Raw genomic sequence first — 25,252 nt, 5'->3', positions numbered from 1 at the left:
CCATTTGCATTAGAATGGGTCATCGGCGCGCGGGCCGGCGGCATGGCCGTCCCGCGGCCCCTCATCCGTCACCCTGGGGATTACCTTGCAGTCACAATCTAAAGCTTACGCCTACGGACTCGCCGCCGTCCTGGCCTGGTCCACGGTGGCCAGCGCCTTCAAGATCAGTCTCGCCCACCTCAGCCCGGCCCAGCTGGTGCTCTACGCCAGCGCCGCCTCTCTCTTCTGCCTGCTGGGCTTGCTCGCCGTCCAGGGCAGGCTGCCGGAGCTCGCCCCGGCCCTGCGCCGCCACTGGCGCGCCTCCCTGATCTTCGGCGCCGTCAATCCGGCGCTGTATTATCTGATTCTGTTCCAGGCCTACGCGCTGCTGCCCGCGCAGGAGGCCCAGGCCATCAACTACACCTGGGCCTTGACCATGAGCTTGCTGGCGGTGCCGCTGCTCAAACAAAAGCTGCAACGCCGCGACATCGCCGCCGCGCTGGTCTGCTATCTGGGCGTGCTGGTGATCGGCACCCGCGGCCAGGTGCTGGAGCTGCGCTTTTCCGACTCGCTGGGCGTGGCGCTGGCGCTGGCCTCCACCCTGCTGTGGGCCGGCTACTGGATTTTCAACGCCCGCGACGCGCGCGAGCCGGTGATAGGCCTGACGCTCAATTTCGCCTTCTCGCTGCCGCTGAGCCTGGCCTGGTGCGCCTATACCGGACAGCTGGGCCTGGTGGCCTGGCAGGGCCTGGCCGGCGCCGCCTATGTCGGCGCCTTCGAGATGGGCTTCACCTTTGTTCTGTGGCTGACGGCGATGAAGCTGACGCCGAGCACCGCCCGCATCGCCAACCTGATTTTCCTGTCGCCGCTGCTGTCGCTGGCGCTGATTCATTTCCTGATCGGAGAGGCCATCCTGCCCTCCACCCTGGTCGGTCTGGGCCTGATCCTGAGCGGGCTGGCGCTGCAAAAACTGGCCCCGCGCGCCAAGCCCGCCGCGGCGCTGAGCGCCGACGGCGGCGGCTAGCTCCGCGCGCATCCGGATTTGGTATTCGCGCCAGAACTGCCTAGGATTCAGTGTGGGCACTTGGAACTGTGAACATAATGAAAAGCATAAAAACCAAATTGATGTTCTGGTTGATGGCCTGGATCACCGCCATTCTGGGGACGACGGGCCTGTTTTCCTATTTGCACAACCAGGAACGCAATGAGGCCGATTACCAATCCCAACGCGCCGCGGTCAAAGCCCGCCTGGCGATGTCGCTGCCGCACAGCGTCTGGCAGCTGGACGATGAAAACGTCAGGCTGACGCTGGACAGCGAGCTGAGCTGGCCATCCATCATCGCCATCAGCGTCAAGGGGGAATCCGGGCTCAGCCTGGGCCGCAGCCATGACAGCGACGGCAGCATCCGCGACATGCCGCCGTCGGAGGAGCCGCGTTCCGACGACATGCTCAACATTCCCATCGTCTACCAGGGCAAGGAGCACTTGGGCAACGCCACCGTCTATCTGTCGCGCCAGGCGCTGGCCAAGCATCAGCGCGACCAGTTGATCGAACTGTCCGCCCAGATCCTGCTGCTGGACGTGATGATCTTCATGATCATGTCCTTCAATCTGCAACGCTTCCTGTTCCAGCCGCTGGCGCGGCTGCAACAGGCCTTGAACACCGCCATCCGCGCGCCGGACGCCAGCGGCGCCCAAGTCACCCACGTCGCCGACGACGAGATCGGCGGCATCGTCAACGGCTTCAACCGCATCGTGGCTCGCACCGCCGGCGATCTGGCCAAGCGCACCGAGGCCGAAGCGGTGGCCCGCGCCGAGCGCGACCGCGCGGAAGAAGCTTACCGCCAGTTGATGGAAGCGCAGCAAACCCTGGTGGAAACCGAGAAGATGGCCTCGCTAGGCAGCCTGGTGGCCGGCGTCGCCCACGAGATCAACACCCCGGTGGGCATCACCCTGACCACCGCTTCCCATCTGGGCACCGCCACCAGCCACATCATAGAAAAGGTGGACGGCGGCACCGTCAAGAAAAGCGACTTCCAGGCTTATCTGGACACCGCCAAGGAATGCAGCGATCTGATCCTGTCCAACGCCGAGCGCGCGGCCAACCTGATCCACAGCTTCAAGCAGGTGGCGGTGGATCAGACCAGCGAGGCGAGGCGCAGCTTCCAGTTGCAGGATTATCTGAACGAGGTGATCACCAGCCTGAAGCCGCGCTTCAAGCACGCCAACACCACCATCAGCGTGCAGTGCGAGGAAGACATCCTGCTGGACAGCTATCCGGGCTCCTTCGCCCAGGTGGTCACCAATCTGATGGTCAACTCCCTGGTGCACGGCTTTGAAAACCGCAGCAGCGGCAAAATCCTGATCGAGGCCAGGCGCAACAATCCGCATTACATCACGCTGACGCTCAGCGACGACGGCAAGGGCATTCCGCCGGAAAACCTGAGCCGCGTGTTCGACCCCTTCTTCACCACCCGCCGCGGCAGCGGCGGCAGCGGTCTTGGGCTCAACATCGTCTACAACATCGTACGGCAACGCCTGGGCGGGTCGATCGAGGTGCACAGCGAAGTGAATAAAGGCACCACCTTCACCATCACCATGCCCTGCTCCGCCCCGGTCAATCAGAGCAAGGAGAACATAGCATGAGCGACATCACCAACCAGGAAGACGACTGGCTGCTGGACGATGATGACGCTCCGTCTGCGTCCTCCCCAGCCTCCGCCGCCGGCGACGGCCGCCACCCGTGGAAAATCCTGATCGTCGACGATGAGAAGGACGTGCACACCGCCACCCGCATCGCGCTGCGCAACATCCGCTACAAAGAACGGCCGCTGGAACTGCTCAGCGCCCACTCCGGCAAGGAAGCCTACGAAGTGGTACGCCAGCATCCGGACATCGCGCTGATCATGCTGGACGTGGTGATGGAGAGCGAGGATGCCGGCCTGAAGCTGGTGCACCAGATCCGCCAGGACCTGAAGAACGGCCTGGTGCGCATCGTGCTGCGCACCGGCCAGCCCGGACAGGCGCCGGAGCAGGAAGTCATCCTCAACTACGATATCAACGACTACAAGACCAAGACCGAGCTGACGGTGCAAAAGCTGTTCACCACCATCATCTCCTCGCTGCGCGCCTACGAAAACCTGCTGTCGCTGGAGAAGAACCGCCAAGGCCTGTCCAAGATCCTGGAAAGCGCGTCCGATCTGTACCAGCTGTATTCGCTGCGCGAGTTCGCCTCCGGCGTGCTGCGCCAGATCAGCGCGCTGCTGGACATCGGCAGCGACGGCATCCTCTGCGTGCGCAACGACAGCAGCAACGGCCGGCCGGAACTGGAAATCCTGGCCGCCTCCGGCAATTACGAACCGCTGGGGCAAAGCGGCGACCTGAGTCCCTTCCCCGAGCTGGAGCAGGTGATCCTGCGTTCCTTCGCCGAGAAGCGCAGCATCTACCAACACCCCTACGACGTGCTCTACATCACCTCGCGCAACGGCCGCGAGTTCATCATCCACTTCACCCCGCAATGGCCGCTGGAAGAAGTGGAGCGCGATCTGCTCGACGTGTTCTGCCAACGCATTTCCGCCGCTTACGACAATCTCTACCTCTACAGCCAGCTGCGCAGCGCGCAGGAGGCCACGGTGGTGGCGCTGGCGGATCTGGCGGAATTCCGAGACACCGACACCGGCAATCACGTGCTGCGCGTGCAGCGGCTGACCGACGCCATCGCCGGGCAGATGCGGGACAACGGCGCTTATCCGGAACTGATGGGCAAGGAATTCATGGACATGGTGGGCATGGCCAGCATCCTGCACGATGTCGGCAAGGTGGGCACGCCGGACCACATCCTGTTCAAACCAGGCAAGCTGGACCCGGACGAACGGGTGATCATGGAGCAGCACGCCACCATAGGCGCGCAGATTCTGGCCAGATCGGCCAGCATGGTGGAGGGGATGAGTTATCTGTCCCTGGGCTCGGAAATCGCCGGCGGCCACCACGAGCACTTCGACGGCAACGGCTACCCCAGGAAGCAGAAAGCGCACGAAATCCCGCTGTCGGCGCGCATCGTCGCGGTGGTGGACGTATTCGACGCCCTGCTCAACAAGCGGCCCTACAAGGAGCCGTGGACGCTGCACGACACCATGGAATACATTTCCGGCCGCTCCGGCAGCCAGTTCGATCCGGAAGTGGTGCGCGCGCTGGAAACCCTGGTCAAGGAGCGCCGGCTGCAGGACTTGCCGGACGCCTGAGCGAGCGCCAGCGTCCACGCCGCAATAAAACAGGGCGAAAGCAGCGTTTGCGCTGGTTTCGCCCTTCTTCTTCGTCCCGCCGCGGTGCGGAGGACTTCAAGCCTCGGCTCAGGCCACGTAGAACAAGACGCTGACAAACTGGCAGACGCTGCCGCCCAGCACGAACAAATGCCAGATGCCGTGGCCGTGGCGGATTTTCTCGTCGTTGAGAAACCAATAGATGCCGACGCTGTACAGAATCCCGCCCAAGGCCAGCCAGAACAGGCCGCCGCTGGGCAAGGACTCGATCAAGGGCGGCAAGGCCACCAGCACCAGCCAGCCCATCACCACGTAAAGAATCATCGACAGCAAACGGGTGCGCCGGCCCAGGGTCAGTTCCTGGATGATGCCGAACACGGCCAGGCCCCAGCTGACGCCGAACAGGCTCCAGCCCCAGGCGCCGCGCAAAGTCACCAGCGCGAACGGCGTGTAGCTGCCGGCGATCAGCAGATAGATCGCCGAATGGTCGCACTTCTGCAGCACCGCCTTGGCGCGGCCGCGGAAGCTGTGATACAGCGTGGAAATCAGATACAAGGCCACCAGCGTGGCGCCGTACAGGCTGAAGCTGACCACCTTCCAGGGGTCGCCCTCGCGCGCGGCCATGGTCACCAGCACCACCAGGCCGGTAATGGCCAGCAAAGTGCCGATCAAATGGGAAATCCCGTTGAAACGTTCCCCGTGATACATAGGTATTATCCTTGCGCCGGCATCGCGCCGGCTTGACGCACAAAAACTTTTGGAGCCGCTCGCGGGCTCCGGGTTCAATTGTCCGCCTGTTGCCGCCGCCGCGCCAGCCCTTTCTCTACACGTCAAAAGAAAAGCGGGCCATAAGGCCCGCTTGTCTTCTTGGAGAACCCGGAACAGGTTCTCAGGCGCCCAGCGCCTTCAGCACCTCGTCGCGCACCACTTCCACCGCGCGGGTGCCGTCGATCTTGACGTATTTCGGCGCCTTGGCGTCGCCGCTGGCGGCGCGCTCGCCGTAGAAGCCCACCAGCACCGCGGTCTGTTCGTGGTAAATCGACAAACGCTTCTTCACGGTTTCTTCGCGGTCGTCGTCGCGCTGGACCAGCTCTTCGCCGGTCACATCGTCCTTGCCGGCCACTTTGGGCGGGTTGAAGCTGATGTGGTAGGTGCGGCCGGAGGCCATATGCACGCGGCGGCCGGCCATGCGCTCGACGATGGCCGCGTCCGGCACGTCGATCTCCACCACGTAATCGATGTCCACGCCGGCGGCGATCATCGCCTCGGCTTGCGGAATGGTGCGCGGGAAGCCGTCGAACAGGAAACCGTTGGCGCAATCCGCGTCGGCGATGCGCTCCTTGACCAGGCCGATGATGATGTCGTCGCGCACCAGGCCGCCGGCGTCCATGATCGCCTTGGCTTCCAGGCCCAGCGGCGTGCCGGCCTTGACCGCGGCGCGCAGCATGTCGCCGGTGGAGATTTGCGGGATGCCGAATTTTTCCTTGATGAAATTGGCCTGGGTGCCTTTGCCGGCGCCAGGCGCCCCCAACAGGATCAGTCGCATGAAGATCGCTCCGTCAATTTGAATAAGATGATTTGATATCGAAATCCGGGCCGCGCCGACGCGGCCCGGCTTATGAGTTCCGTCCGGCGCCCAGCAAGCGGCGCACCCGCTCCAGGTCCTCCGGCGTATCCACGCCGGCCGGCGGCGCGGACTCGACCACCGCCACCTTGATGGCGAAGCCGTGCCACAACACCCGCAACTGCTCCAGCGCTTCGAAACGCTCCAGCGGCGCCGGTTCCAAACGGTTATAGGTCTTCAGAAAACCCGCCTGATAGGCGTACATGCCGATATGCCGCAGCACCGGTAGGTCCGCGGGCAGCGCGCTCGCATCCTGTGCGAAGGCGTCGCGGGCATAGGGAATCGGCGCGCGGCTGAAATACAATGCGCGGCCGGCGTGGTCCAGCACCGTCTTGACCACATTGGGATTGAACATGTCGGCGGCGTCGCGGAACGGATGCGCCAGCGTCGCCACCGGCGCGTCGCCGGCGGCCAGGAGCGCCGCCAGCTGATCGATCAGCGCCGGATCGATCAGCGGCTCGTCGCCCTGGACATTGACCACGATCTCATCGTCGGCCAGGTTCAAGGCCTGCGCCACTTCGGCCAGCCGGTCCGTGCCGCTGGCGTGGTCGGCGCGCGTCATCAACGCCTCGACGCCGTGAGCGCGACAGGCGTCCAGCACATCGGCGTGGTCGGTGGCCACGATCACCCGCGTCGCGCCGCTCTTGGCCGCCTGCTCGGCGACCCGCGCCACCATGGGCTTGCCGGCGAGATCGGCCAGCGGCTTGCCCGGCAAGCGGCTGGACGCCAGACGCGCCGGGATCACCACGCAAAAGCCGCGGCTCATTTTATTTCTTCTTCCGGCGCCAGCTCGCGGGCTTCGGCTTCCAGCATCATCGGGATGCCGTCCTTGATCGGGTAAGCCAGTCGGTCGCCCTTGCAGACCAGTTCCTGCTTGGCCTTGTCGAAAACCAGCGGGCCCTTGCACAGCGGGCACACCAGAATATCCAGGAATTTAGCGTCCATGTTTTATCTTCAGTCGATCCAGAATCCAAGCGCTCAGATCAGGCTCCAACTCCGCCTGAACCGGCAAAACCCATAGTCTAGCACGCTGCGCTGCATCATGAATCACCCGCCGCAGCTTGACCGCGTCCTTGCTGGTGACGATCACCGCGTCCATGTCGGCCGGCAGGTCCGCCGCGGCGAATTGATGATGGTCGGGCCAGGCCAGGCAAAGCTCAGGCCGCAGGCCCAGGCCAGCCAGCGTGTCGAAGAAGCGCTGCGGGTGGCCGATGCCGGCCATCGCCGCCAGCCGCAAGCCGGCGAAATCCGCCGCCGCCCGCGTCTCCTCGGGCCGGTCCAGCCGCTGCAGCGCGGCCGGACGCAAACGCATGGCAAAACGCCGCGGCCCGGCCGGCAAGGCCAGGCCGGCGGCGTCCCCGCCGTTGATCACCACCGCGCCGACGGAGCACAGCCGAGACCACGGCTCGCGCAGGGGACCGGCCGGCAGCAGCCGCCCGTTGCCGCCGCCGCGCGCGCCGTCCAGCACCACGATCTCCAGATCGCGGCTTAAGCGGTAATGCTGCAGACCGTCGTCGGTCAGTATCAATTCCAAATCGGGATGCAGCGCCAGCAAATGACGGCCGGCGGCGACCCGGTCGCGCCCCACCACCACCGGCGCGCCGGCGGCGGCCAGCAAGAGCGGCTCGTCGCCCACTTCTTCCGGCGAGCTGTCCGGCCGCACCAGCGTGGGCTGGCGGTGGCTGCCGCCGTAACCGCGGCTGATCACCCCCGCCTTGACGCCGCCTTGTTGCAAATCGCGCAACAGGGCCAGGGTCAGCGGCGTCTTGCCGACGCCGCCCACATTGATGTTGCCGATCACCGCCACCGGCGCGGCCAGGCGCTCCGCGCGCAGCCAGCCGCGGCGGTAAGCCAGCCGCCTGGTCGCCGCCGACAGGGCAAACAGCCCTTCCAGCGGAGCCAGAAGGGCCGTCAGCCACCAGCGCGGCCGATACCATTGCCGTTCTATCCAATGCATACGGCTATTGCGAACGGGTGGCGAAGGTCAGCTGGTTCAGACCGGCCTCGCGCGCCGCCTCCATCACCGTCACCACCGATTGGTGGGTGGCTTTGGCGTCGGCGTTGACGATGACGATCACATCGCTCTTGCCCGCGGCGTCGTCCTTCAGCTTGCTCAACAGCGCCGCCTTGTCGCCGGCGGCCAACTTGGCCTCGCCCACCGCCATTTCGCCGTTGGCGGCCACCGCCACGGTGATTTCCGACGACTTGGTCTTGGCCTGCTCGCCCTGGGCGGCCGGCAGATTGATCTTGAGTTCGGCGAACTTGGAATAAGTGGTGGTGACCATCAGGAAGATCAGGATCACCAGCAGCACGTCGATCAGGGGAATGAAGTTGATCTCGGGCTCTTCGCGGCTGCGGCCTCGGCGGAAATTCATGCTCAACCCCCGTTTTTACGCTCGCCGTGCAGCACTTCCACCAGCTTGACCGCTTGCGACTCCATCTCCACCAGCAGGCCGTCCACCTTGGAGCGGAAATGGCGATAGAACATCATGCTGGGAATGGCGACGATCAGGCCGAAGGCGGTGTTGTACAGCGCGATGGAAATGCCGTGCGCCAATGCTTGCGGGTTGTTGCCCGCCGGCGACTGCGAACCGAAGATCTCGATCATGCCGATCACCGTGCCCAGCAGGCCCAGCAAGGGCGCCATCGCGGCGATGGTGCCCAGCGTGGTCAGCAAGCGCTCCAGTTGATGCGCCACCACACGGCCCTCGTCCTCGATCGCTTCCTTCATCACTTCGCGATTGCCGCCGACATTGCGCAGGCCGGCGCAGAACAGGCGGCCCAGCGGCGAATGCTCCTGCAGCTTGCGCAACAGCTCCTCGCTGGCGCCGGCGCGGCGGTACTCCTGCAAAGCCTGCCCCAGCAGGCCCTCCGGCGCCACGCTGCTCTTCCTCAGGCTGAACAAGCGTTCAAAGATAATCGCCAGCGACACGACCGAGGCGGCGATGATGGTCCAGATCGGCCAGCCGGCCGCTTCAATGATTGACCACACGAGGAGGTTCTCCGAAAAACGATTGCAAACGCTGAACTTTAGCGGCATCCATGCCGGTTCAGCAACCGGCTCCGCTACGCGCCGCCGCCGCCGCGCCCTCAAACAGGCGCTTAGCGGCGAAAACTACGCAGAGTTGTCAACAAAGCCGTCTAAACCCATCTTTTATAAAGGCTTTCGAATGCCGGCCCCATTTCATCGGCGCCGCTCGAAACTCAAGCCGGCGAAAGCCGCGCCAGGCAAGGCTTTCAACCCAGACTATCAAGATCCGCGCCATGATTGGAGGCTGCCGCTTTTTTAACCTTTGCCAGCAAAAGCCAAGCCCTGGCAAGCGATCCACACAGTTATCCACAAGGTTATTCAGCCGCCGCTGTGGATAATTGCCGCGCCTCAATCGCGCAGCGAAATCACCCGCCAGCCCTCTTGCTCGGCGTGGGCGCGCAGGGTGTCGTCCGGGTCCACCGCCACTGGATGATCCACCAGCTTCAGCAAGGGCAGATCGTTGTGCGAGTCGCTGTAGAAAAAGCTCTGGCCGTAGCTGTCCATGCTCAGGCCGCGCTCGTCCAGCCACTGCTGCAAACGGGTGATCTTGCCCTGCTGAAAGCTGGGCACGCCGCTGACGCGGCCGGTGAAGCGGCCCTGCTCGTCTTCCTCCAGCTCGATGGCGATCAGATGCTCCACGCCCAGCTCGCGGGCGATAGGCCCGGTAATGAAGCGGTTGGTGGCGGTGATGATGATGATCTCGTCGCCCTGGGCCGCGTGCGCGGCCAGCAAATCGCGCGCCTTGCGGGTGATGATGGGCTTGATGTGTTGTTCCAGGTAGTCCGCATGCAAGGCGTCCAGTTCGGCGCGGCTGAAACGCTTCAAGGGCTCCAGCGCGAACACCAGGTATTCGTGGATGTCCAGCGTGCCCTGCTGATACTGCCGGTAGAAATAATTGTTGCGCTCGTCGTAATGCGCCTGCTCCAGAATGCCGCGCTGGATCAGGAAGCGCGGCCATTCGAAATCGGAATCGCCGGCGATCAGGGTGTGGTCTAGGTCGAACAGCGCCAGATTGCGCAATGCAGAAGTGTCGGTCATGGTTCCGGGCTTGCGGTTTGCAAAACGTTTTTCACCAGCGGCACGGTGATCGGCCGCCTCATGGCCAGAGAATAGCGGTCCAATATGTCAATCATGCCGATCAGGCTGGACAGGTCGCGCCGCCAATGGGTCAGCAGGTAGCGGTAGACATCGTCCGGAATCGACAGCTGGCGGCTGGCGGCGTGGCTGCGCAAGGCGGCCAGCTTGTCCTCGTCCGACAGCGCCTTGACTTCGAACACCAGGCCCCAGCCCAGGCGGGTGCGCAGATCGTCGCGCACCGCCAAGGCCATCGGCGGCTGGCGGCCGGCCATCAACAGCCGCGACTCCCCGCTCTCTTTCAGCGAGTTGTAGAAGGAAAACAGAGTGATCTGGTCGTCCGGCGCCAGGTCGTCGACATGGTCGACGGCGATGAAGCTGGCTTCGCGCGCGAAGTCCGGCAGATGCTCGGTCTTGCCATCCAGATAGATGGAGGCGCGCCCCAGCCGCTCGGCGTGGGCGATCCAGGCCTGCAACAGATGCGTCTTGCCGCAGCCGGGCTCGCCCCACAGATAGATGAAGCGCTCGCCGGCCTCGGCCGTCAGCGCGGTAATCACCTCGCGGTTGCGTTCGGCCAGGAAATTGTCGAAGGCCGGCAAGGGGGTGGGCGTCAAATCAAGTATTAACTGGTCCAAGTGAAGGCGATCAAACTAGGTTTTGATGTCTATTCCTGATTTTACGCTGATAAAAGCGTGTGTTGAAATAAGCGCGCGCCAGAAAGCGGCAGATCACCAAGGTGGCGGCCGCCATCGGCAAGGCCAGCAGCAGGCCGGCGAAGCCCAATAACTGCCCGAAGGCGAGCAGGGAAAAGATCACCGCCACCGGCGACAGGCCGATGCGCTCACCCACCAGCCAAGGCGTGATCAGCAGGCTTTCCAGCAATTGTCCGGCGCCGAACACGCCCAGCACCAGCAGCACCTCGCCGGCGGAATCAAACTGCAGCGCGGCGGCCAGGCCCGCCAGCGCGAAACCGAGAAAAGTGCCCAGATAGGGAATGAACACCAGCAGGCCGGCCACCACGCCGATGGCGATGCCGGACTCCAGGCCCAGCAAGGCCAGGCTGGACGCGAAGATCACCGCCATGATCAGCATCACCGACAGCTGGCCGCGCAGGAATTCGCCCAGCACCCTATCCAGCTCCCGCGCCAGGGCCGCCACCTCGTCCGCCCAGCGCCGCGGCACCAGCGTGGCCAGCGTCGCCGCCATCCGCGGCCCGTCCTGCAGGAAATAAAACAGCAGCACCGGCAGCAACAAGAGATTGAACAACAGGCCGGCCAGCATGAAACCGCTCTGGGTGGCGCGCAGGGCCACCGCCGACAGCGCGCTCTTCAAGGCGCCGGCGTTGGCGGCCAGCACCCGCTTCCAGCCGGCGGCGTCCAGCTCCAGCTGGATGGCGAACTCGGCGCGCAGCCAGGGCAGCACCCGGCCCTGGGCGAAGTCCACCAAGACCGGCAGGCGGTCGATCAGGCCCTGGGTCTGCTTGAACAGCATGGGCGCCACCACCAGCAGCAAGGCGAAGGTGGCGGCCATGCCGGCCAGCGTCACCAAGCCGGCGGCCAGCGGCCGCGGCAGGCCTTTGCCGGCCAGATAGCGCATCGCGGGATTGAGCACATAGGCCAGCACCGCGGCCACCGCGAACGGCGTCAGCGCGGCTGCCAACTGCTGCAACAGCCAGCCGGCGAACAGCAGGGCTGTTGCGCCGATGACCCAGGGAATCAGACGGTTTTGGGAGCGTTTCATCGCGACTTCAGTTAAAATGTGCTGCTTTCGCGTCGGCGAAAGCTTGATGTAAAAATACTTCAAGATTTGCAGAAAGCGAGTTTACCTTGAACACCACTTCCCTCAGTTACCGTGATGCCGGCGTCGACATTGATGCCGGCGACGCGCTGGTCGAGAACATCAAGCCTTATGCCAAGCGCACCATGCGCCCGGAGGTGATCGGCGGCATCGGCGGTTTCGGCGCACTGGTGGAGATTTCCAAGAAATACAAGGAACCGGTGCTGGTTTCCGGCACCGACGGCGTCGGTACCAAGCTGAAACTGGCCTTCGACTGGAATCGTCACGATACCGTGGGCATCGACCTGGTGGCAATGAGCGTCAACGACATCCTGGTGCAAGGAGCGGAACCGCTGTTCTTCCTCGACTATTTCGCCTGCGGCAAACTGGACGTGCCCCAAGCCACCGACGTGATCAAGGGCATCGCCGCCGGTTGCGAACAGGCCGGCTGCGCGCTGATCGGCGGCGAGACCGCGGAAATGCCCGGCATGTACCCGACCGGCGAATACGATCTGGCGGGCTTCGCCGTCGGCGTGGTGGAGAAGAGCGCCGTGATCAGCGGCCGCGACATCGCCCCGGGCGACGTGGTGCTGGGCCTGAAATCCAACGGCGTGCACTCCAACGGCTACTCGCTGGTGCGCAAGATCATCGACCGCGCCCAGCCGGACCTGGACGCACCGTTCGAGGACGGCCGCAGCCTGCGCGACGCCATCATCGCCCCCACCCGCATCTATGTGAAGCCTCTGCTCAAGCTGATGCAGGCGCTGCCGGTCAAAGGCATGGCCCACATCACCGGCGGCGGCATCACCGAGAACACGCCGCGCGTGCTGCCGGAACATGTCGTCGCCCAGATCGACGCCGCGGCTTGGCCGCAGCCCAAACTGTTCCAGTGGCTGCAACAGGAAGGCAAGGTCGATAGCCAGGAAATGTACCGGACCTTCAACTGCGGCATCGGCATGGTGGTGATCGTGGCGGCGGAACAGGCGGAACAGGCCGTCGCCCTGCTGCAGGCCGAAGGCGAGACCGCGTACCGGATCGGCGCGGTGCGCGCCCGCAATGGAGACGAACATCAAACTCAGATCGCCTAAAGCGCTGCGTTGGATGCTACTGGCGCCGCTGGCCCTGCTGGCGGCGTTTGTCATTTATCGCGAGGCCGCCATCCTGGCCGACCTCGATCGCTGCCTGGACCTGGGCGGCGGCTGGCACGAACAAGAGTTGCGCTGCATCACCGATGCCGCCGACTGGGAACACTATCTGGCAAAGTCTCCGTCGATTCCATCATGAAGAATATCGTCATCCTGATTTCAGGCCGCGGCTCCAATATGCAGGCCATCGTCGACGCCAAGATCGCCGGCGCGCGCATCGCCGCGGTGATCTCCAACCGACCCGACGCCGCCGGCCTCGCCTGGGCGGCCGAGCGCGGCATCGCCACCGCGGCGCTGGACCATAAAGCCTTCGCCAGCCGCGAAGACTTCGACGCCGCGCTGGCGCAGCTGATAGACGGCCACCAGCCGGACCTGGTGGTGCTGGCCGGCTTCATGCGCATCCTCAGCGCCGGCTTCACCCGCCGCTACGAAGGCCGCATGCTGAACGTGCACCCCTCGCTGCTGCCGGCCTTCACCGGCCTCAACACCCACCAGCGCGCGCTGGAAATGGGCTGCAAGGTGGCCGGCTGCACCGTGCACTTCGTCACCGCCGAGTTGGACCACGGCCCCATCGTCGCCCAGGGTGTGGTGGAAGTGCTGGACGGCGACAGCGCCGACACGCTGGCCCAACGCGTGCTGCAACTGGAACACCAACTCTACCCGGCCGCAGTGCGCCGCTTCGTCGCCGGCGAGCTGAACATCGTCGCCGGCAAGATCGCCAGCCGCGCCGCGCTTGCCGGCAGCCTGATGGCGCCCGCGCCCTGAACCCATGAAAAGCCGTCGCCTGATCCTGCTGGCCCTGGCCCTGTCGCTCGCCCTGCATCTGGGCGTGCTGGGCTCCGGCCTGCTGCCGGAAGCGGCTTTGGAACTGCCCCCGGATCAGGACTTGCGCAGCATCAGCGTCAAGATGCAGGCGCTGGACGCCGATGAGCCGGCGGCCAAGCCGGCGCCGCAAGGCGCGGTCGCCCAATTGCGGCCGGCTGCGCCCAAACCGGCGCCGGCCAAGCCCAAGCCCGCCGCCAAGAAGACGGAGGCGTCGGCGCCGCAGGCGGCGTCGGAGCCGATGGCCGCCCAGGCGCGGCCAAACAAGAACGCCGGCAGCGCGCCGCTGGCGGAGGCCAAGCCCGACGCCTCCATGCCCGACGCGGAGAACAAACTCGCTTCGTCGGCGCCGGTCGCGGACAATATGGCGGCGAACGACAAGGACGAAGCCAGCGCGCCGGCGGCCGAAACCGCCGCCGATGACGGCTACATTCATCCCAAGGGCGCGCTGCGCGGCTTTCCGCGCCAGGCCACACTGGGCTACCAAGTGTTCTGGGGTTCGGTCATGGCCGGCACCGGCACGCTGGAATGGAGCCGCGGCAACGGCGGCTATCGCCTGGACATCAGCGCCAATCCCTTTATCGGCCCGAAGCTGCGCTATCTTTCCGAGGGCGGCTTCCAGCTAAAAAACGGGTTGCGGCCGGACAGCCTGCAGGCCTGGCGCGGCGAGCAAGCCAAAGAGTCCGCGCATTTCGACTACAATGCGGGTCAGCTGCGCTACGGCGACCAAGGCGACAAGCTGCTGGACCTGAAGCCCGGCGCGCAGGACGTATTCAGCCTGGCTTTCCAGCTGGGGCTGAAAGGCGGCGAACTGGGACCGGAAGCGATCCAGATCACCACCGGCAAAAAAGTGTACGAGTACCCGATGCGCCCCAGCGGCGAAGCCGTTTACGACACCGGCGCGGGCAAGATCCGGGTCATCGTGTTCCGCGCCGAGGGCGACGGCGACATTAATGAATTCTGGCTGGCGCCGGAATTCTCCAATCTGCCGGTGCGCATCAAGCGCATCGACAAGGACAAGCGGATCGACCTCAGAGCCGTCCGCATCGACGTGAACGGCGCGCCGCAATGGAAGCTGCCGCCGCAACCCACGAGAAAACACAAGAATGACTATTAATCACCATCAACTGAAACATATCGAAACCGTCATCGGCCAGATGATACGCTTCGACCGCCCGGCCGACGCGGTGCTGTCGGCCTATTTCCGCGAACACAGCAAACTGGGCGCCAACGACCGCCACATCATCGCCGAAACCGCCTTCGGCGCGCTGCGCCGCCTCTTGCAACTGCGCGCGCTGATCGCGCCGGACAAGGCCACCCCGCGCCGGCTGGCCCTGGTGGCCCTGCTGAAAATCCACAGGCTCAACGTCAAGGAGCTGGGCGACGCCGCCAGCGCCGGCGAAAAGGAATGGCTGGGCCAGATCAAGGGCAAGGCGCTGCCGGCCAGCCTGGAAGTGGACGCCGAACTGCCGCAATGGGTGATAGAGCGCCTGGGCGAACAGACGCCGGAACAGGTGATCGCGCTGGGCAAGGGCCTGGCCGAAGGCGCGCCGCTGGATCTGCGCGTCAACACCATGAAGATGAAGCGCGACGAATTGCTGGGCCGGCTGCAGGCCGACGGCCTCGAGTGCGAAGCCACGCCCTACTCTCCGCTGGGCATCCGTCTCAAAACCAAGCCCTCGCTGGCCAAGCACGAGCTGTTCAAGGCCGGCGTGTTCGAAGTGCAGGACGAAGGCAGCCAGCTGCTGGGTCTGATCACCGGCGCGCGCCGCGGCGAAATGGTCGTCGACTTCTGCGCCGGCGCCGGCGGCAAGACCTTGCTGCTGGGCGCGCAGATGGCTTCCAGCGGCCGCTTGTACGCCTTCGACGTTTCGGAAAAGCGCTTGGCCAAGCTGAAACCGCGCCAGGCGCGTTCCGGCCTGTCCAACGTCCACCCGCAGCTGCTGGCCTCGGAAAACGACACCAAGGTCAAGCGCCTGGCCGGCAAGGCCGACCGCGTGCTGGTGGACGCGCCCTGCTCCGGCCTGGGCACGCTGCGCCGCAATCCGGACCTGAAATTCCGCCAGAGCCCGGAGAGCGTGGCCGAGCTGAACGCCAAACAGGCGTCCATCCTGGCCTCCGCCGCCCGCCTGGTGCGCGCCGGCGGCCGCCTGGTCTACGCCACCTGCAGCCTGTTGCCGCAGGAGAATCAGGACATCGTCGCCGCCTTCCTGGCCGATCACCCCGAGTTCAAGCTGGTGAAAATGGACGAGGTGCTGGCGGAGCAGAAGATCTCGCTGCAAATGGGCGATTATCTGGAACTGAAACCGCAGTTGCACAATACCGACGGCTTCTTCGCCGCGGTGCTGGAAAAAAACGCCTGAGCATGCTCAAACCCCGGCCCTTGATGCGGCCGGGGTTTGTCATTCCGGGCAATACGCCTTACCATTGAATATTAGAAAAATCTCACATATTCATTCGCAAAGGCCGGCTCCATGCCAGACACCCCCACTGCCAGACAAGTCCGCAGCCGCGTCCAGCGCCGCCTGCGTTACCTCTACTTGTCCGCAGTCCTGTGGCGCCGCCACATCCCGATCTGGACCGCCGCCATTCTGATTGGCCTGATGGCCAGCGTCTTCGCCAACGGCAGCCATCTGTCGCACGCCATCTTCACCCGCATCTACGACAACTCACCGTACTGGAGCCTGCTGATCACTCCGGCCGGCCTCGCCCTGGCCATCTGGCTGATGCGCCATTACTTTCCCGGCTCCGCCGGCGGCGGCATCCCGCAGTCCATCGCCGCGCTGGAAGGCGGCATGCAGGCGCTGCGCGAGCGCATCCTGACCATACGCGCCGCCATCGGCAAAATGCTGCTGACCCTGATCGGCATCAGCTCCGGCGCCACCTTCGGCTATGAAGGCCCCATCGTGCAGGTGGGCGCGGCGATCAAATACTCGCTGAACCGCCACGCGGCGCTGCGCCACGAGGGCGCGGCGCGCAGCTTCATCCTGGCCGGCGGCGCCGCCGGCGTGGCTGCTGCCTTCAACGCGCCGCTGGCCGGCATCGTGTTCGCCATCGAGGAAATGGGCCGCACCTTCGATTTGCGCGCCAGTTCCACCATCCTGCTGTCCGTGATCGTCTCCGGCCTGACCGCCACCGCCATCCTCGGCAATTACAGCTATTTCGGCATGGTGTCGGTGAATATGGAACTGGAGCAGTCCTGGCTGGCCATCCCGGTCTGCGGCATCATCGGCGGCCTGCTCGGCGGCGTCTGCTGCCGCATCATGCTGGCGCTGACCCAGCGCCTGCCCGGCCCGCTGCACGGCTGGCGGCTGCAAAAACCGGTGCTGTTCGCCGCCGGCTGCGGCCTGGCGCTGGCGGTGATCGGCATCGCCAGCGACGGCGTCACCTTCGGCACCGGCTATTTCCGCGCCCGCGAAATCATCGAGGGCAGCGGCGCCGGCATGCAGGGCTACGGCCTGCTCAAACTGCTCAGCATGTTCATCAGCTTCATCAGCGCGGTGCCCGGCGGCATGTTCGCGCCGTCGCTGGCGGTGGGCGCCGGCTTCGGCCTGAACATGGCCAATCTGCTGCCCTTTCTGCCGCAGACCCTGATCGTGCTCTTGGGCATGGTGGGCTTCTTCGCCGGCATGACCCGCGCGCCGATGACCGGCTTCATCATCGTGATGGAGATGACCGACTCCTCGGCGATGATCATCCCCTTGATGGCCACCGCGCTGCTGGCATCCAATGTGTCGCGGCTGATTACCCGCCGCGCGCTCTACGACGGCCAGGTGCACATCTTCCTGCGGCAATGGCACGCCGCGCAGGCGGCGCCCGCTGCGAAGCAAATTGACCCGCGGGCGGCCGAAAAGTAAAATAACCCATTGAAACGCTCGGGTATTTCGCCGCAGGCGGCCCCGCAGCCACATTGACGATCCAAGCAAGGACCACTGAATGAGCGCGCAACAAACCATCCAGCAAACCGTGACCGACAACCCGGTAGTGCTGTTCATGAAGGGCTCGGCCCAATTCCCGCAATGCGGCTTCTCCTCCCGCGCGGTGCAAATCCTCAAGGCCTGTGGCCTTGAACAGTTCGCGACCGTGGACGTGCTGCAAGACGCCGACATCCGCCAGGGCATCAAGGACTTCTCCAACTGGCCGACCATTCCGCAGCTCTACGTCAAAGGCGAGTTCGTCGGCGGCTCCGACATCATGTATGAAATGTTCCAAAACGGTGAATTGCAAGAGCTGCTGAAAGACCTGTAAGCGCCTCTCCCAGGTCCCGGCCATGCCCGGGACCTTTGTTTTTGAAGCGGAATTTAGCGTTTCGAAAACACCCGCCATGTCATACAATCAGGGTGACATCCGCTTGCCCGACCCAAATCGCCCCATGCCGACACATCAGGAAACCAAAGCAGCCCTCAGCCCCGCCAGCGCCATGCCCATCGAAGAGATCTGGCGCGCCTTGGTCAACGATCAGCTCATTCCCTGGTTTCAGCCGATAGTCGAAATCTCCAGCCGCAAGGTGATCGCCGCCGAGGCGCTGGCGCGCTGGCAGCACCCGGCGCTTGGCGTGCTGTCCCCGGTCAGCTTCGTGCCGGCGATGGAAGAGCGCGGCATGATTCGCGAACTCACTGAACTGATCCTGGAAAAATCGCTGTACGCCTGCAGCGACTGGCAGGAGCGCGGCCACGACATTCCGGTCACCATCAACCTGACCTCGATGTCGCTGGACGATGAAAGCCTGTGCGAGCAATTGCTGCAGAAAGTGCGCATCCTGGGCCTGGAGCCGGCCAAGCTGACGCTGGAATTCTCCGAATCCACGCTGCGCCAGCACTGGCAGAAGGCCGACGCGCAGCTGTCCCAGTTGCGCGCCGCCGGCTTCGGCATCGGCATAGACGAGTTCGGCATCGGCGTCACCCTGACCGACAAGCTGTTGATCAGCCATTTCAGCCTGCTGAAAGTGGACCGCGCCTTCGTGCAGGGCGTCAGCTCCAATCAGCATCTGCAAGCCATCCTGCGCGAAGACATCGGCCTGGCCAAGGCCTCCGGCCTCACCACGGTAGCCATCGGCGTGGAGGACAGCGCCGACTTGGCCACGCTGGCCGAGCTGGGCTGCGACGCGGTGCAAGGCTATATCTGCAGCCCGCCGCGAGCCGCCGCCGAATTCTTGCAGTGGATTTCGGAATGGGAAAAGGGGTAAAATACCGCCCCATACCAAATACCCCGCACCGGCAGCCCGGGATCATCGAAGGCTGCCGGCTTCATAATTAATACCAAGAGCTGCTTTTGGCGCGCCCGCGCCGAAAGCAGCTCTTTGCCAAGGTATGGGAACGTCTCATGAACATCACCGTCGTCCAGCATCCGCTGGTGCAACACAAGCTCGGCCTGCTGCGCGAAGCCGACACCAGCACCATGAAATTCCGTCAGCTGACCCAAGAGCTGGCGCGCCTGCTCGCCTATGAAGCCACCCGCGACTTCGAACTGGAAAGCGTCACCATAGACGGCTGGTGCGGCAAGATCGACGTCCAGCAGATCAAGGGCAAGAAGGTCACCGTGGTGCCCATCCTGCGCGCCGGCATCGGCATGCTGGACGGCGTGCTGGACCTGGTGCCCTCGGCCAAGATCAGCGTGGTCGGCCTGGCCCGCAACGAAGAAACGCTGGAACCGGTGTCCTATTTCGAGAAGTTCGTCGGCAATCTGGACGAGCGCATCGCCATCATCATCGACCCGATGCTGGCCACCGGCGGCTCCCTGGTCGCCACCATAGACCTGCTCAAGCGCAACGGCTGCAGACAGATCAAAGCCGTGGTGATGGTGGCCGCGCCCGAAGGCGTGAAGATCGTCAACGACGCCCACCCGGACGTGCAGATCTACGCCGCCTCGCTCGACAGCCACCTGAACGAGCACGGCTACATCATCCCCGGCCTGGGCGACGCCGGCGACAAGATCTTCGGCACCAAGCAAGCCTGATCATGAGCCCGTCCAGCGCCGCTGCTCCCACTCCGGAAGCGGCGCTTTTTTGCGCGCCCAGCCCGGCCCCAAGCATGAAAATACGTCCCGCTGCCGCAAGCGACCTCGCGGCGATCTGCCGCCTGGCCGACGAGATCAACCTGCAGCACCATCGCGCGCTGCCGCACATCTTCGCCGCCAACGGCGCCGCCGACCGCGACCGCGCGTTCTGGGCCGGCCTGCTGGACGCGCCCGGCGGCGCGCTGCTGCTGGCGGAATCCGGCGGAGAGGTCAGCGCTTTCATCGCCCTGTCCCTGCTGGAACTCACCCTGCCCTTCCTGCGGCCGCGCCGCATCTGCCGCGTCACCACCCTGGTGGTGACGGCGGCTGAGCGCGGGCAAGGCCAAGGCAGCGCGCTGCTGGCGGCGGCCGAAGACTGGGCGCGGCGGCATTCGGCCGACGAGATCCGCCTGGAGGTGAAGGACTTCAATCAGGCCGCGCTGAATTTCTACCTGCGTCGCGGCCTGGAACCGCAGTCGCGCATTCTGGGCAAGCGGCTGGACCAGGCCCCCGCCCCCCATTCAGACCAAGACGAGCCAAAAGGTTAAAACCATGTTCCAACAACTCAAGCTGGCCGTGTCCGGCGCCCAGATCCTGTTCGTCGCCTTCGGCGCGCTGGTGCTGGTGCCGCTGCTGACCGGCCTCAATCCGGCGATGGCGCTGCTGGGCGCCGGCGTCGGCACCCTGCTGTTCCAGCTGTACACCGGGCGCCAGGTGCCGATCTTCCTCGGCTCCTCCTTCGCCTTCATCGGCCCCATCATTTATTCCATGCACACCTGGGGCCAGGGCGCGACGCAGTTCGGTCTGTTCTGCGCCGGCTTCATGTACTTCCTGTTTTCCGCCGTGGTCCGCTGGCGCGGCATGGCCTTCGTCAACCGGCTGCTGCCCCCGGTGGTGATCGGCCCGGTGATCATGATCATCGGCCTGTCGGTGGCCTCCGCGGCCTCCGGCATGGCGATGGGCGTCGCCGGCGGCAAGCAGGTGACGCCTTACGCGGTGTCCATGCTGCTGGCGGCGATCTCGCTGGCCACCACCGTCATCGTGTCCATCTACGCGCGCGGCCTGTTCAAGCTGGTGCCCATTCTGGCCGGCGTCATCGTCGGCTACATCGCCGCCGCCCTGCTCGGCGTGGTGGACTTCGCCAAGCTGGCCGCCGCGCCGTGGTTCGCGATGCCTGCCTTCCACAGCCCGGAAGTCAATTGGGCCGCCGCGCTGTTCATGCTGCCGGTGGCGATTGCGCCGGCCATCGAGCACATCGGCGGCGTGATGGCGATAGGCGGCGTCACCGGCAAGGACTACACCAAGTCGCCCGGTCTGCACCGCACCCTGTCCGGCGACGGCCTGGGCGTCTGCGTGGCCGGCCTGATCGGCGGCCCGCCGGTCACCACCTACGCCGAAGTCACCGGCGCGGTGATGATCACCCGCAACTTCAACCCGGTCACCATGACCTGGGCCGCGCTGTTCGCCATCGCCATGGCCTTCTTCGGCAAGTTCAACGCGCTGCTGCAGTCCATCCCGCTGCCGGTGATGGGCGGCATCATGGTGCTCTTGTTCGGCACCATCGCTTCCATCGGCCTGAAGACCCTGATCGAGGCCAAGGTGGACCTGATGGAACCGCGCAATCTGGTGATCATCTCGGTGGTGCTGACCTCCGGCATCGGCGGCCTCAGTCTGAAGCTGGGGGATTTCGAGCTGGCCGGCGTCGGCCTGTGCTCGCTGCTGGCCATCGTGCTGAACCTCTTGCTGCCCAAGCGCGCCGCCAGCCATGACGGCATCGTCGAGGGTCAGGACGTGTAAGAAGCTGTTTACGATCTGCTGCGCTTCGTGAGGCGTGGCACGGCGAGTACGCCTTCGAAATGCTCATATACCACGTGTACATTCCGCTTTCTCAGCCGTTTTCGCCTTGTCTCGCCTTAGCTCGCGGGATCGTAAACACGCTCTAAGAACCCCCACGCAATTGAGCCTATCCGGCCGGCCTCCTCGCGGACACCGGCTTTTTCACGGCCGCAGCTCGCCCGCCTCCACCGCCTGCTCCAGCCGCTGAATGAACCACTGCAAAGCCTTGCCCGGCTGCGCCTGCTTCCAGGCGAAACACATCTGGTGGTCCGGGCTGTCTTCGGCCACCTCCTTGGCCACCAAGTCCCCGCTGGCCAGATAAGGCCCCACCATGGAGCGCGGCAGATAACCGCTGCCCAGGCCGGCCAGGATCACGTCCAGCTTGGCGCGGCTGCTGTGCACGGTCAGCACGTCCTGGCCGTCCAGCAAACCGCCGGTGCGCGGCTGCAAGCGCCGCGAGGTGTCGCCTATCGCCACCGCGCGGTGCTGGCGCAACACATGCGGCGGCAGCGGCTTATCCTCCGCCACCAGCGGATGGCCGGCGGCCACCACCAAGACGAAATCGTAACTGCCTATGGTGCGAGTGAAATAATCCCCGGGCGGCGGCATATTGGGCGCGCCTATCACCAGATCGGCGCGGTCGTCGTACAGCGCGTCCCAGGTGCCACCGAAAATCTCGCTGCGGAAAATCAGCCGCGTGGCCGAGGCCAGCTGATCGAATTCCGCGATCAAGGGAATCACCTGGGCGAAATCCACCAGGTCTCCGATCACGATGCGCAACTGGTGTTCCCAGCCCTGAGCCTGCTTGCTGACGCGCAGCTCCAGCTGACGCGCCGCGTCCAGCAGATGCCGGCCGTCCTTGAGCAGGCGCTCGCCGGCCGGCGTCAGCCGGGCGCGGTGGCCGCTGCGGTCGTAGATCTGCACGCCCAGACTCTGCTCCAGTTTCTGCACGGTATAGGTGACCGCGGACGGCACCCGGAACAGGGCGTCCGCGGCGGCGGCGAAGCTGCCGTGATTATCGATGGCGTCCAGCACCAGCAAAGCGTCGAGAGATAATTTCATATTCAAATTTACTGATGGTTCAGTGCAAATCATTCCGCTATCTGCGGCGAAAAAACATCCTTAATATTCAGTCACTAAGTCGCACAGCCCGCCAGAGCAGGCTAAGCGACTCCTTAGCGGAGCGCCGGATCGATTCTAGCATTTTGAACATCCTCGCCGCCGCCAAGCCACTCAATCACACAAGGATTTTGACCATGTTGAAGCAAACTCTTATCGCCGCCCTGTCTCTGATCGTTCTGTCCGGCGCCGCCGCCGCCGGCGGCGAAGGCGCCGGCAACGCTCGTGAAATGCGCGAACGCATGCAAGCCCAGATCGACGCCAAGCAGGCCCAAACCCCGGCCCAGGCTCCGCAAGCTAAATAAGCGCCCGTCCCACACTTTACAAGGAATTCACCATGTTGAAACACAGCCTTATCGCAGCCCTGTCCCTGATCGTTCTGTCCGGCGCCGCCACGGCCGGCGGCGAAGGCGCCGGCAACGCCCGTGAAATGCGCGAACGCATGAACGCCCAGATCGCCGCCAAGCAAGCGCCGACAGCGCCTCAAACCAGCCAGGCCGGCCGGTAATCCGGCTTTGTAAACGCCGTCAAAACTCATTAGCACACGCTCACAATCGTTTACCGCACTGCGGCAAAGCCCGCCATAGAATGTCGACTCAAGCCCTGCCGCCGGACGCAGCAAGTCCGGCCCCGGCAAGATCGCAATGAAAGGAAACCATCATGAAAAAGACCGTACTCACCGCGCTGTCCCTGATCATTCTGTCCGGCGCCGCCATGGCCGGCGGCGAAGGCGCCAGCAACGCCCGTGAAATGCGCGAGCGCATGGAGGCCCAGATCGCCGCCAAGCAAACCGCCCCGCAGCCAAGCGCGGCAGCCGGCGCTCAGACCAGCCAATCCGCCAGCTAAGATGGCGAACCGCCCCCTCCCGCCCGCGCTCCGCGGCGGGAGGCCAGGCCCCGCGAAACGCGATTCACACTCGTTTGCAAATTGATCACCGCCATGACCGGACAAAATCCCTGCCTTCACTAGAATTCAATGGCGATGCAGGCCGCCCAAACAGCGACAGGCTTCGCCAGGCCCGCAGCCGACCTCCGTCGACGCCCTGCGCCGAGCCGGTCGACCGGTCGATTTGCCATGAAAGGAAACATCATGCTGAAGAAAACCGTACTGACCACCCTGTCCCTGATCCTACTGTCCGGCGCCGCGATGGCCGGCGAAGGATTGTCCAATATGTGGGAAATGCGCGCGCGCATGGACGCTCAGCTGCAAACGCAGCAGCCGGCGCCGCAAGCGCAGGACGCCGCCGGCAAATAAGCGCGCAGCCGCGCCAGCGCCCGCCCACGCGGGCGCTTCGTCATTCCGGCCGGTGCAAACGCGCCATGATCAAGGTGTCTTCATAACGGCCGGCGCGCAGTTGCTCCATCCGCCGTCGCCCTTCCAATTCGAAACCGAATTTGCGATACAGGGCGATCGCCGGCTCGTTGTCGTGCACCACCGCCAGCTCCACTCGCAACAATCCCAACCAGTTGTCGGCCAGCTCCAGCAGCGCCCGCAACAAGGCGGAGCCCACGCCGTGGCCGTGCCAATCCGGATGCACGACGATGAACAGGCTGGCCGCGTGCCGGATGCGCGGACGCTCGTCGCCTATCAGGCCGGCATTGCCTATCACCCGCCCTTCGGCGTTGCAGGCCACCAGGGAATGCACATGCGGCGGCGTGTGCGCCAGCTTCCGCCGCCAGTCCTCAACCGATTGGTAGGGCAGTTGCAAAGTATTGGCCACCACCTCCTCCAACACCATCATCGCCGCCAAGACGGGCGCGTCTTCCGGCTCCACCTTGCGGATATGCAGTCCATCCACGATTCACCTCCTGTCGATTATTGCGATTCGTCCTTTGAGTCATCATCAACGGAACGGGATGATGCCGGCAAGCGAAAATGACAAAAGGATTTCGGCGCGGCGCAAGCCCGCGTCAAAACAGGTATCCTGAATGCTGCGACAAACCCCTCACACGCCCCAAGGAGCGCATTATGCTGATGCACAAGGAGTTGGCCAGCCTGCTGGTGGTGGACGTCCAGGAAAAACTCGCGCCGGCGGTCGTCGACGCGGCCGGCATGGCGGCGCGCTGCCGCTGGCTGATCAGCGTGGCCGGCGACCACGGCCTGCCGGTGGTGTTTTCGGAGCAATATCCGCGCGGCCTGGGCCACACCCTGCCCGAGCTGCTCGCCCAGACGCCGGAACCCAAGGTGGTCGAGAAGACCCATTTTTCCTGCGTCGCCGCCCACTGTCTGCCGGACGCCGTGCTGGCCCGGCCGCAAGTCATCGTCTGCGGCATGGAAGCGCATGTTTGCGTGCTGCAAACCGTGCTGGAACTGCTGGAGCTGGATAAGCGGGTCTTCGTGGTGGCGGACGCGGTGTCCAGCCGCAAGGCGTCCGACATTGAACTGGGCTTGCAAAGGATGCGCGATGCCGGGGCCGTCATCGTCAGCAAGGAGATGGTGCTGTTCGAATGCTTGCGCCAGGCCGGCAGCGAGCACTTCAAGCGGATGAGCCAGCGCTATCTGGTGGGCGAGCAGCCCTGATGCGCTGAAAATGAAACGGGGTCGCCGGCTTCGCCGATCGACCCCGATTCAAGGCGGCTTTGCCGCTCTCTTA

At 64.6% G+C, this 25,252-nt stretch carries 32 protein-coding genes; 20 read left to right on the top strand and 12 right to left on the bottom strand.

The window, feature by feature from the left end:
• Positions 1 to 85 precede the first annotated feature (85 nt).
• The 3 genes from AB1Z25_RS03680 (at position 86) to AB1Z25_RS03670 (ending at position 4,220) form a co-directional block, all read left to right on the top strand.
• A complete protein-coding gene (locus AB1Z25_RS03680) occupies positions 86 to 1,003 on the top strand; it encodes a DMT family transporter (protein ID WP_486636580.1) in 918 nt (305 codons plus the stop codon).
• Between the two features lie 77 nt (positions 1,004 to 1,080).
• On the top strand, positions 1,081 to 2,625 hold the full coding sequence (locus AB1Z25_RS03675; protein WP_107798237.1) for a sensor histidine kinase: 1,545 nt from the start codon (positions 1,081 to 1,083) through the stop codon (positions 2,623 to 2,625).
• Positions 2,622 to 4,220, top strand: a complete 1,599-nt coding sequence (locus AB1Z25_RS03670; RefSeq protein WP_107798236.1) for a DUF3369 domain-containing protein — start codon at positions 2,622 to 2,624, stop codon at positions 4,218 to 4,220. The genes AB1Z25_RS03675 and AB1Z25_RS03670 overlap by 4 nt, the downstream gene beginning before the upstream one ends.
• A gap of 108 nt (positions 4,221 to 4,328) precedes the next feature.
• Here the strand turns inward: AB1Z25_RS03670 and trhA are convergent, their stop codons facing one another.
• The 7 genes from trhA to AB1Z25_RS03635 all read right to left on the bottom strand — a co-directional run bounded on the left by trhA (position 4,329) and on the right by AB1Z25_RS03635 (position 8,854).
• Positions 4,329 to 4,946, bottom strand: coding sequence for a PAQR family membrane homeostasis protein TrhA (gene trhA / locus AB1Z25_RS03665; protein ID WP_019100472.1), 618 nt, complete (start codon positions 4,944 to 4,946; stop codon positions 4,329 to 4,331).
• Between the two features lie 181 nt (positions 4,947 to 5,127).
• Positions 5,128 to 5,784, bottom strand: coding sequence for an adenylate kinase (gene adk / locus AB1Z25_RS03660; RefSeq protein ID WP_486636579.1), 657 nt, complete (start codon positions 5,782 to 5,784; stop codon positions 5,128 to 5,130).
• A 70-nt stretch (positions 5,785 to 5,854) separates the two neighbouring features.
• Positions 5,855 to 6,628, bottom strand: coding sequence for a 3-deoxy-manno-octulosonate cytidylyltransferase (gene kdsB, locus AB1Z25_RS03655; RefSeq protein ID WP_486636578.1), 774 nt, complete (start codon positions 6,626 to 6,628; stop codon positions 5,855 to 5,857).
• Positions 6,625 to 6,807, bottom strand: coding sequence for a Trm112 family protein (locus AB1Z25_RS03650; protein ID WP_048408720.1), 183 nt, complete (start codon positions 6,805 to 6,807; stop codon positions 6,625 to 6,627). The genes kdsB and AB1Z25_RS03650 overlap by 4 nt, the downstream gene beginning before the upstream one ends.
• A complete protein-coding gene (lpxK, locus tag AB1Z25_RS03645; RefSeq protein ID WP_486636577.1) occupies positions 6,797 to 7,819 on the bottom strand; it encodes a tetraacyldisaccharide 4'-kinase in 1,023 nt (340 codons plus the stop codon). The genes AB1Z25_RS03650 and lpxK overlap by 11 nt, the downstream gene beginning before the upstream one ends.
• Positions 7,820 to 7,823: 4 nt before the next feature.
• Positions 7,824 to 8,237: an ExbD/TolR family protein gene (locus tag AB1Z25_RS03640; protein ID WP_107798232.1), complete on the bottom strand. Its 414-nt coding sequence runs from the start codon at positions 8,235 to 8,237 to the stop codon at positions 7,824 to 7,826.
• 2 nt (positions 8,238 to 8,239) lie between these two features.
• On the bottom strand, positions 8,240 to 8,854 hold the full coding sequence (locus AB1Z25_RS03635; protein WP_107798231.1) for a MotA/TolQ/ExbB proton channel family protein: 615 nt from the start codon (positions 8,852 to 8,854) through the stop codon (positions 8,240 to 8,242).
• A 22-nt stretch (positions 8,855 to 8,876) separates the two neighbouring features.
• Between AB1Z25_RS03635 and AB1Z25_RS03630 the strand changes: the two genes are divergently transcribed.
• A complete protein-coding gene (locus AB1Z25_RS03630; protein ID WP_146176567.1) occupies positions 8,877 to 9,152 on the top strand; it encodes a hypothetical protein in 276 nt (91 codons plus the stop codon).
• Positions 9,153 to 9,241: 89 nt separating this feature from the next.
• Here the strand turns inward: AB1Z25_RS03630 and AB1Z25_RS03625 are convergent, their stop codons facing one another.
• Genes AB1Z25_RS03625 through AB1Z25_RS03615 form a run of 3 tightly spaced genes read right to left on the bottom strand, consistent with a single transcriptional unit; the run spans position 9,242 to position 11,707 of the window.
• Complete coding sequence (locus AB1Z25_RS03625; RefSeq protein ID WP_107798230.1) at positions 9,242 to 9,931, bottom strand: histidinol-phosphatase; 690 nt, start codon at positions 9,929 to 9,931, stop codon at positions 9,242 to 9,244.
• The gene (gene hda / locus AB1Z25_RS03620; protein ID WP_043591991.1) at positions 9,928 to 10,602 is read right to left on the bottom strand and encodes a DnaA regulatory inactivator Hda; all 675 of its coding nucleotides are present in this window, start codon (positions 10,600 to 10,602) and stop codon (positions 9,928 to 9,930) included. The genes AB1Z25_RS03625 and hda overlap by 4 nt, the downstream gene beginning before the upstream one ends.
• 10 nt (positions 10,603 to 10,612) lie before the next feature.
• Positions 10,613 to 11,707 (bottom strand): AI-2E family transporter, encoded by a 1,095-nt coding sequence (locus AB1Z25_RS03615; protein WP_486636576.1) that lies wholly within the window; start codon positions 11,705 to 11,707, stop codon positions 10,613 to 10,615.
• Positions 11,708 to 11,793: 86 nt separating this feature from the next.
• On the opposite strand from AB1Z25_RS03615, the gene purM reads away from it, so the two are divergent.
• The 11 genes from purM to AB1Z25_RS03560 all read left to right on the top strand — a co-directional run bounded on the left by purM (position 11,794) and on the right by AB1Z25_RS03560 (position 21,501).
• Complete coding sequence (purM, locus tag AB1Z25_RS03610) at positions 11,794 to 12,831, top strand: phosphoribosylformylglycinamidine cyclo-ligase (protein WP_107798228.1); 1,038 nt, start codon at positions 11,794 to 11,796, stop codon at positions 12,829 to 12,831.
• Positions 12,800 to 13,027 (top strand): hypothetical protein, encoded by a 228-nt coding sequence (locus AB1Z25_RS03605; protein ID WP_146176566.1) that lies wholly within the window; start codon positions 12,800 to 12,802, stop codon positions 13,025 to 13,027. The genes purM and AB1Z25_RS03605 overlap by 32 nt, the downstream gene beginning before the upstream one ends.
• Positions 13,024 to 13,653, top strand: a complete 630-nt coding sequence (gene purN / locus AB1Z25_RS03600) for a phosphoribosylglycinamide formyltransferase (RefSeq protein WP_486636575.1) — start codon at positions 13,024 to 13,026, stop codon at positions 13,651 to 13,653. The genes AB1Z25_RS03605 and purN overlap by 4 nt, the downstream gene beginning before the upstream one ends.
• A gap of 4 nt (positions 13,654 to 13,657) precedes the next feature.
• Positions 13,658 to 14,827: a DUF3108 domain-containing protein gene (locus AB1Z25_RS03595; protein ID WP_486636574.1), complete on the top strand. Its 1,170-nt coding sequence runs from the start codon at positions 13,658 to 13,660 to the stop codon at positions 14,825 to 14,827.
• A complete protein-coding gene (locus tag AB1Z25_RS03590) occupies positions 14,823 to 16,073 on the top strand; it encodes an RsmB/NOP family class I SAM-dependent RNA methyltransferase (RefSeq protein WP_370445212.1) in 1,251 nt (416 codons plus the stop codon). The genes AB1Z25_RS03595 and AB1Z25_RS03590 overlap by 5 nt, the downstream gene beginning before the upstream one ends.
• Positions 16,074 to 16,184: 111 nt before the next feature.
• On the top strand, positions 16,185 to 17,567 hold the full coding sequence (locus AB1Z25_RS03585) for a chloride channel protein (RefSeq protein WP_107798223.1): 1,383 nt from the start codon (positions 16,185 to 16,187) through the stop codon (positions 17,565 to 17,567).
• 79 nt (positions 17,568 to 17,646) lie between these two features.
• Positions 17,647 to 17,958 carry a Grx4 family monothiol glutaredoxin gene (grxD, locus tag AB1Z25_RS03580; protein ID WP_107798222.1) on the top strand — a complete coding sequence of 104 codons (312 nt, stop codon included), beginning with the start codon at positions 17,647 to 17,649 and terminating at the stop codon, positions 17,956 to 17,958.
• A gap of 124 nt (positions 17,959 to 18,082) precedes the next feature.
• Entirely contained in the window at positions 18,083 to 18,895 is an 813-nt protein-coding gene (locus AB1Z25_RS03575) for an EAL domain-containing protein (RefSeq protein WP_107798221.1), read from the top strand.
• Between the two features lie 137 nt (positions 18,896 to 19,032).
• Positions 19,033 to 19,665 (top strand): uracil phosphoribosyltransferase, encoded by a 633-nt coding sequence (gene upp / locus AB1Z25_RS03570; protein WP_227107045.1) that lies wholly within the window; start codon positions 19,033 to 19,035, stop codon positions 19,663 to 19,665.
• 74 nt (positions 19,666 to 19,739) lie between these two features.
• A complete protein-coding gene (locus AB1Z25_RS03565) occupies positions 19,740 to 20,252 on the top strand; it encodes a GNAT family N-acetyltransferase (RefSeq protein WP_158274227.1) in 513 nt (170 codons plus the stop codon).
• Positions 20,253 to 20,256: 4 nt separating this feature from the next.
• Positions 20,257 to 21,501 carry a uracil-xanthine permease family protein gene (locus AB1Z25_RS03560; RefSeq protein ID WP_107798218.1) on the top strand — a complete coding sequence of 415 codons (1,245 nt, stop codon included), beginning with the start codon at positions 20,257 to 20,259 and terminating at the stop codon, positions 21,499 to 21,501.
• A 201-nt stretch (positions 21,502 to 21,702) separates the two neighbouring features.
• Here AB1Z25_RS03560 and AB1Z25_RS03555 read toward each other — a convergent pair whose 3' ends face one another.
• Positions 21,703 to 22,602, bottom strand: a complete 900-nt coding sequence (locus AB1Z25_RS03555; RefSeq protein WP_486636573.1) for a LysR family transcriptional regulator — start codon at positions 22,600 to 22,602, stop codon at positions 21,703 to 21,705.
• Between the two features lie 194 nt (positions 22,603 to 22,796).
• On the opposite strand from AB1Z25_RS03555, the gene AB1Z25_RS03550 reads away from it, so the two are divergent.
• The 4 genes from AB1Z25_RS03550 (at position 22,797) to AB1Z25_RS03535 (ending at position 23,913) form a co-directional block, all read left to right on the top strand.
• Positions 22,797 to 22,964 (top strand): hypothetical protein, encoded by a 168-nt coding sequence (locus AB1Z25_RS03550; protein ID WP_199225799.1) that lies wholly within the window; start codon positions 22,797 to 22,799, stop codon positions 22,962 to 22,964.
• 32 nt (positions 22,965 to 22,996) lie between these two features.
• Positions 22,997 to 23,167, top strand: a complete 171-nt coding sequence (locus AB1Z25_RS03545; protein WP_199225798.1) for a hypothetical protein — start codon at positions 22,997 to 22,999, stop codon at positions 23,165 to 23,167.
• Between the two features lie 152 nt (positions 23,168 to 23,319).
• On the top strand, positions 23,320 to 23,505 hold the full coding sequence (locus AB1Z25_RS03540) for a hypothetical protein (protein WP_486636572.1): 186 nt from the start codon (positions 23,320 to 23,322) through the stop codon (positions 23,503 to 23,505).
• 243 nt (positions 23,506 to 23,748) lie between these two features.
• Positions 23,749 to 23,913, top strand: a complete 165-nt coding sequence (locus AB1Z25_RS03535) for a hypothetical protein (protein WP_227107035.1) — start codon at positions 23,749 to 23,751, stop codon at positions 23,911 to 23,913.
• Between the two features lie 40 nt (positions 23,914 to 23,953).
• Here the strand turns inward: AB1Z25_RS03535 and AB1Z25_RS03530 are convergent, their stop codons facing one another.
• Positions 23,954 to 24,457, bottom strand: coding sequence for a GNAT family N-acetyltransferase (locus AB1Z25_RS03530; protein ID WP_486636571.1), 504 nt, complete (start codon positions 24,455 to 24,457; stop codon positions 23,954 to 23,956).
• 170 nt (positions 24,458 to 24,627) lie between these two features.
• Here AB1Z25_RS03530 and AB1Z25_RS03525 point away from each other — a divergent pair, with 170 nt between their 5' ends.
• Positions 24,628 to 25,179, top strand: a complete 552-nt coding sequence (locus tag AB1Z25_RS03525) for a hydrolase (RefSeq protein WP_486636570.1) — start codon at positions 24,628 to 24,630, stop codon at positions 25,177 to 25,179.
• The last annotated feature ends 73 nt before the right edge of the window (positions 25,180 to 25,252 follow it).

The sequence above is a fragment of the Chromobacterium sp. HL1 genome (assembly GCF_057418835.1).
The sequence above is the reverse complement of the archived record's forward strand: the minus strand, read 5'-3'. Positions and strand labels throughout refer to the sequence as shown.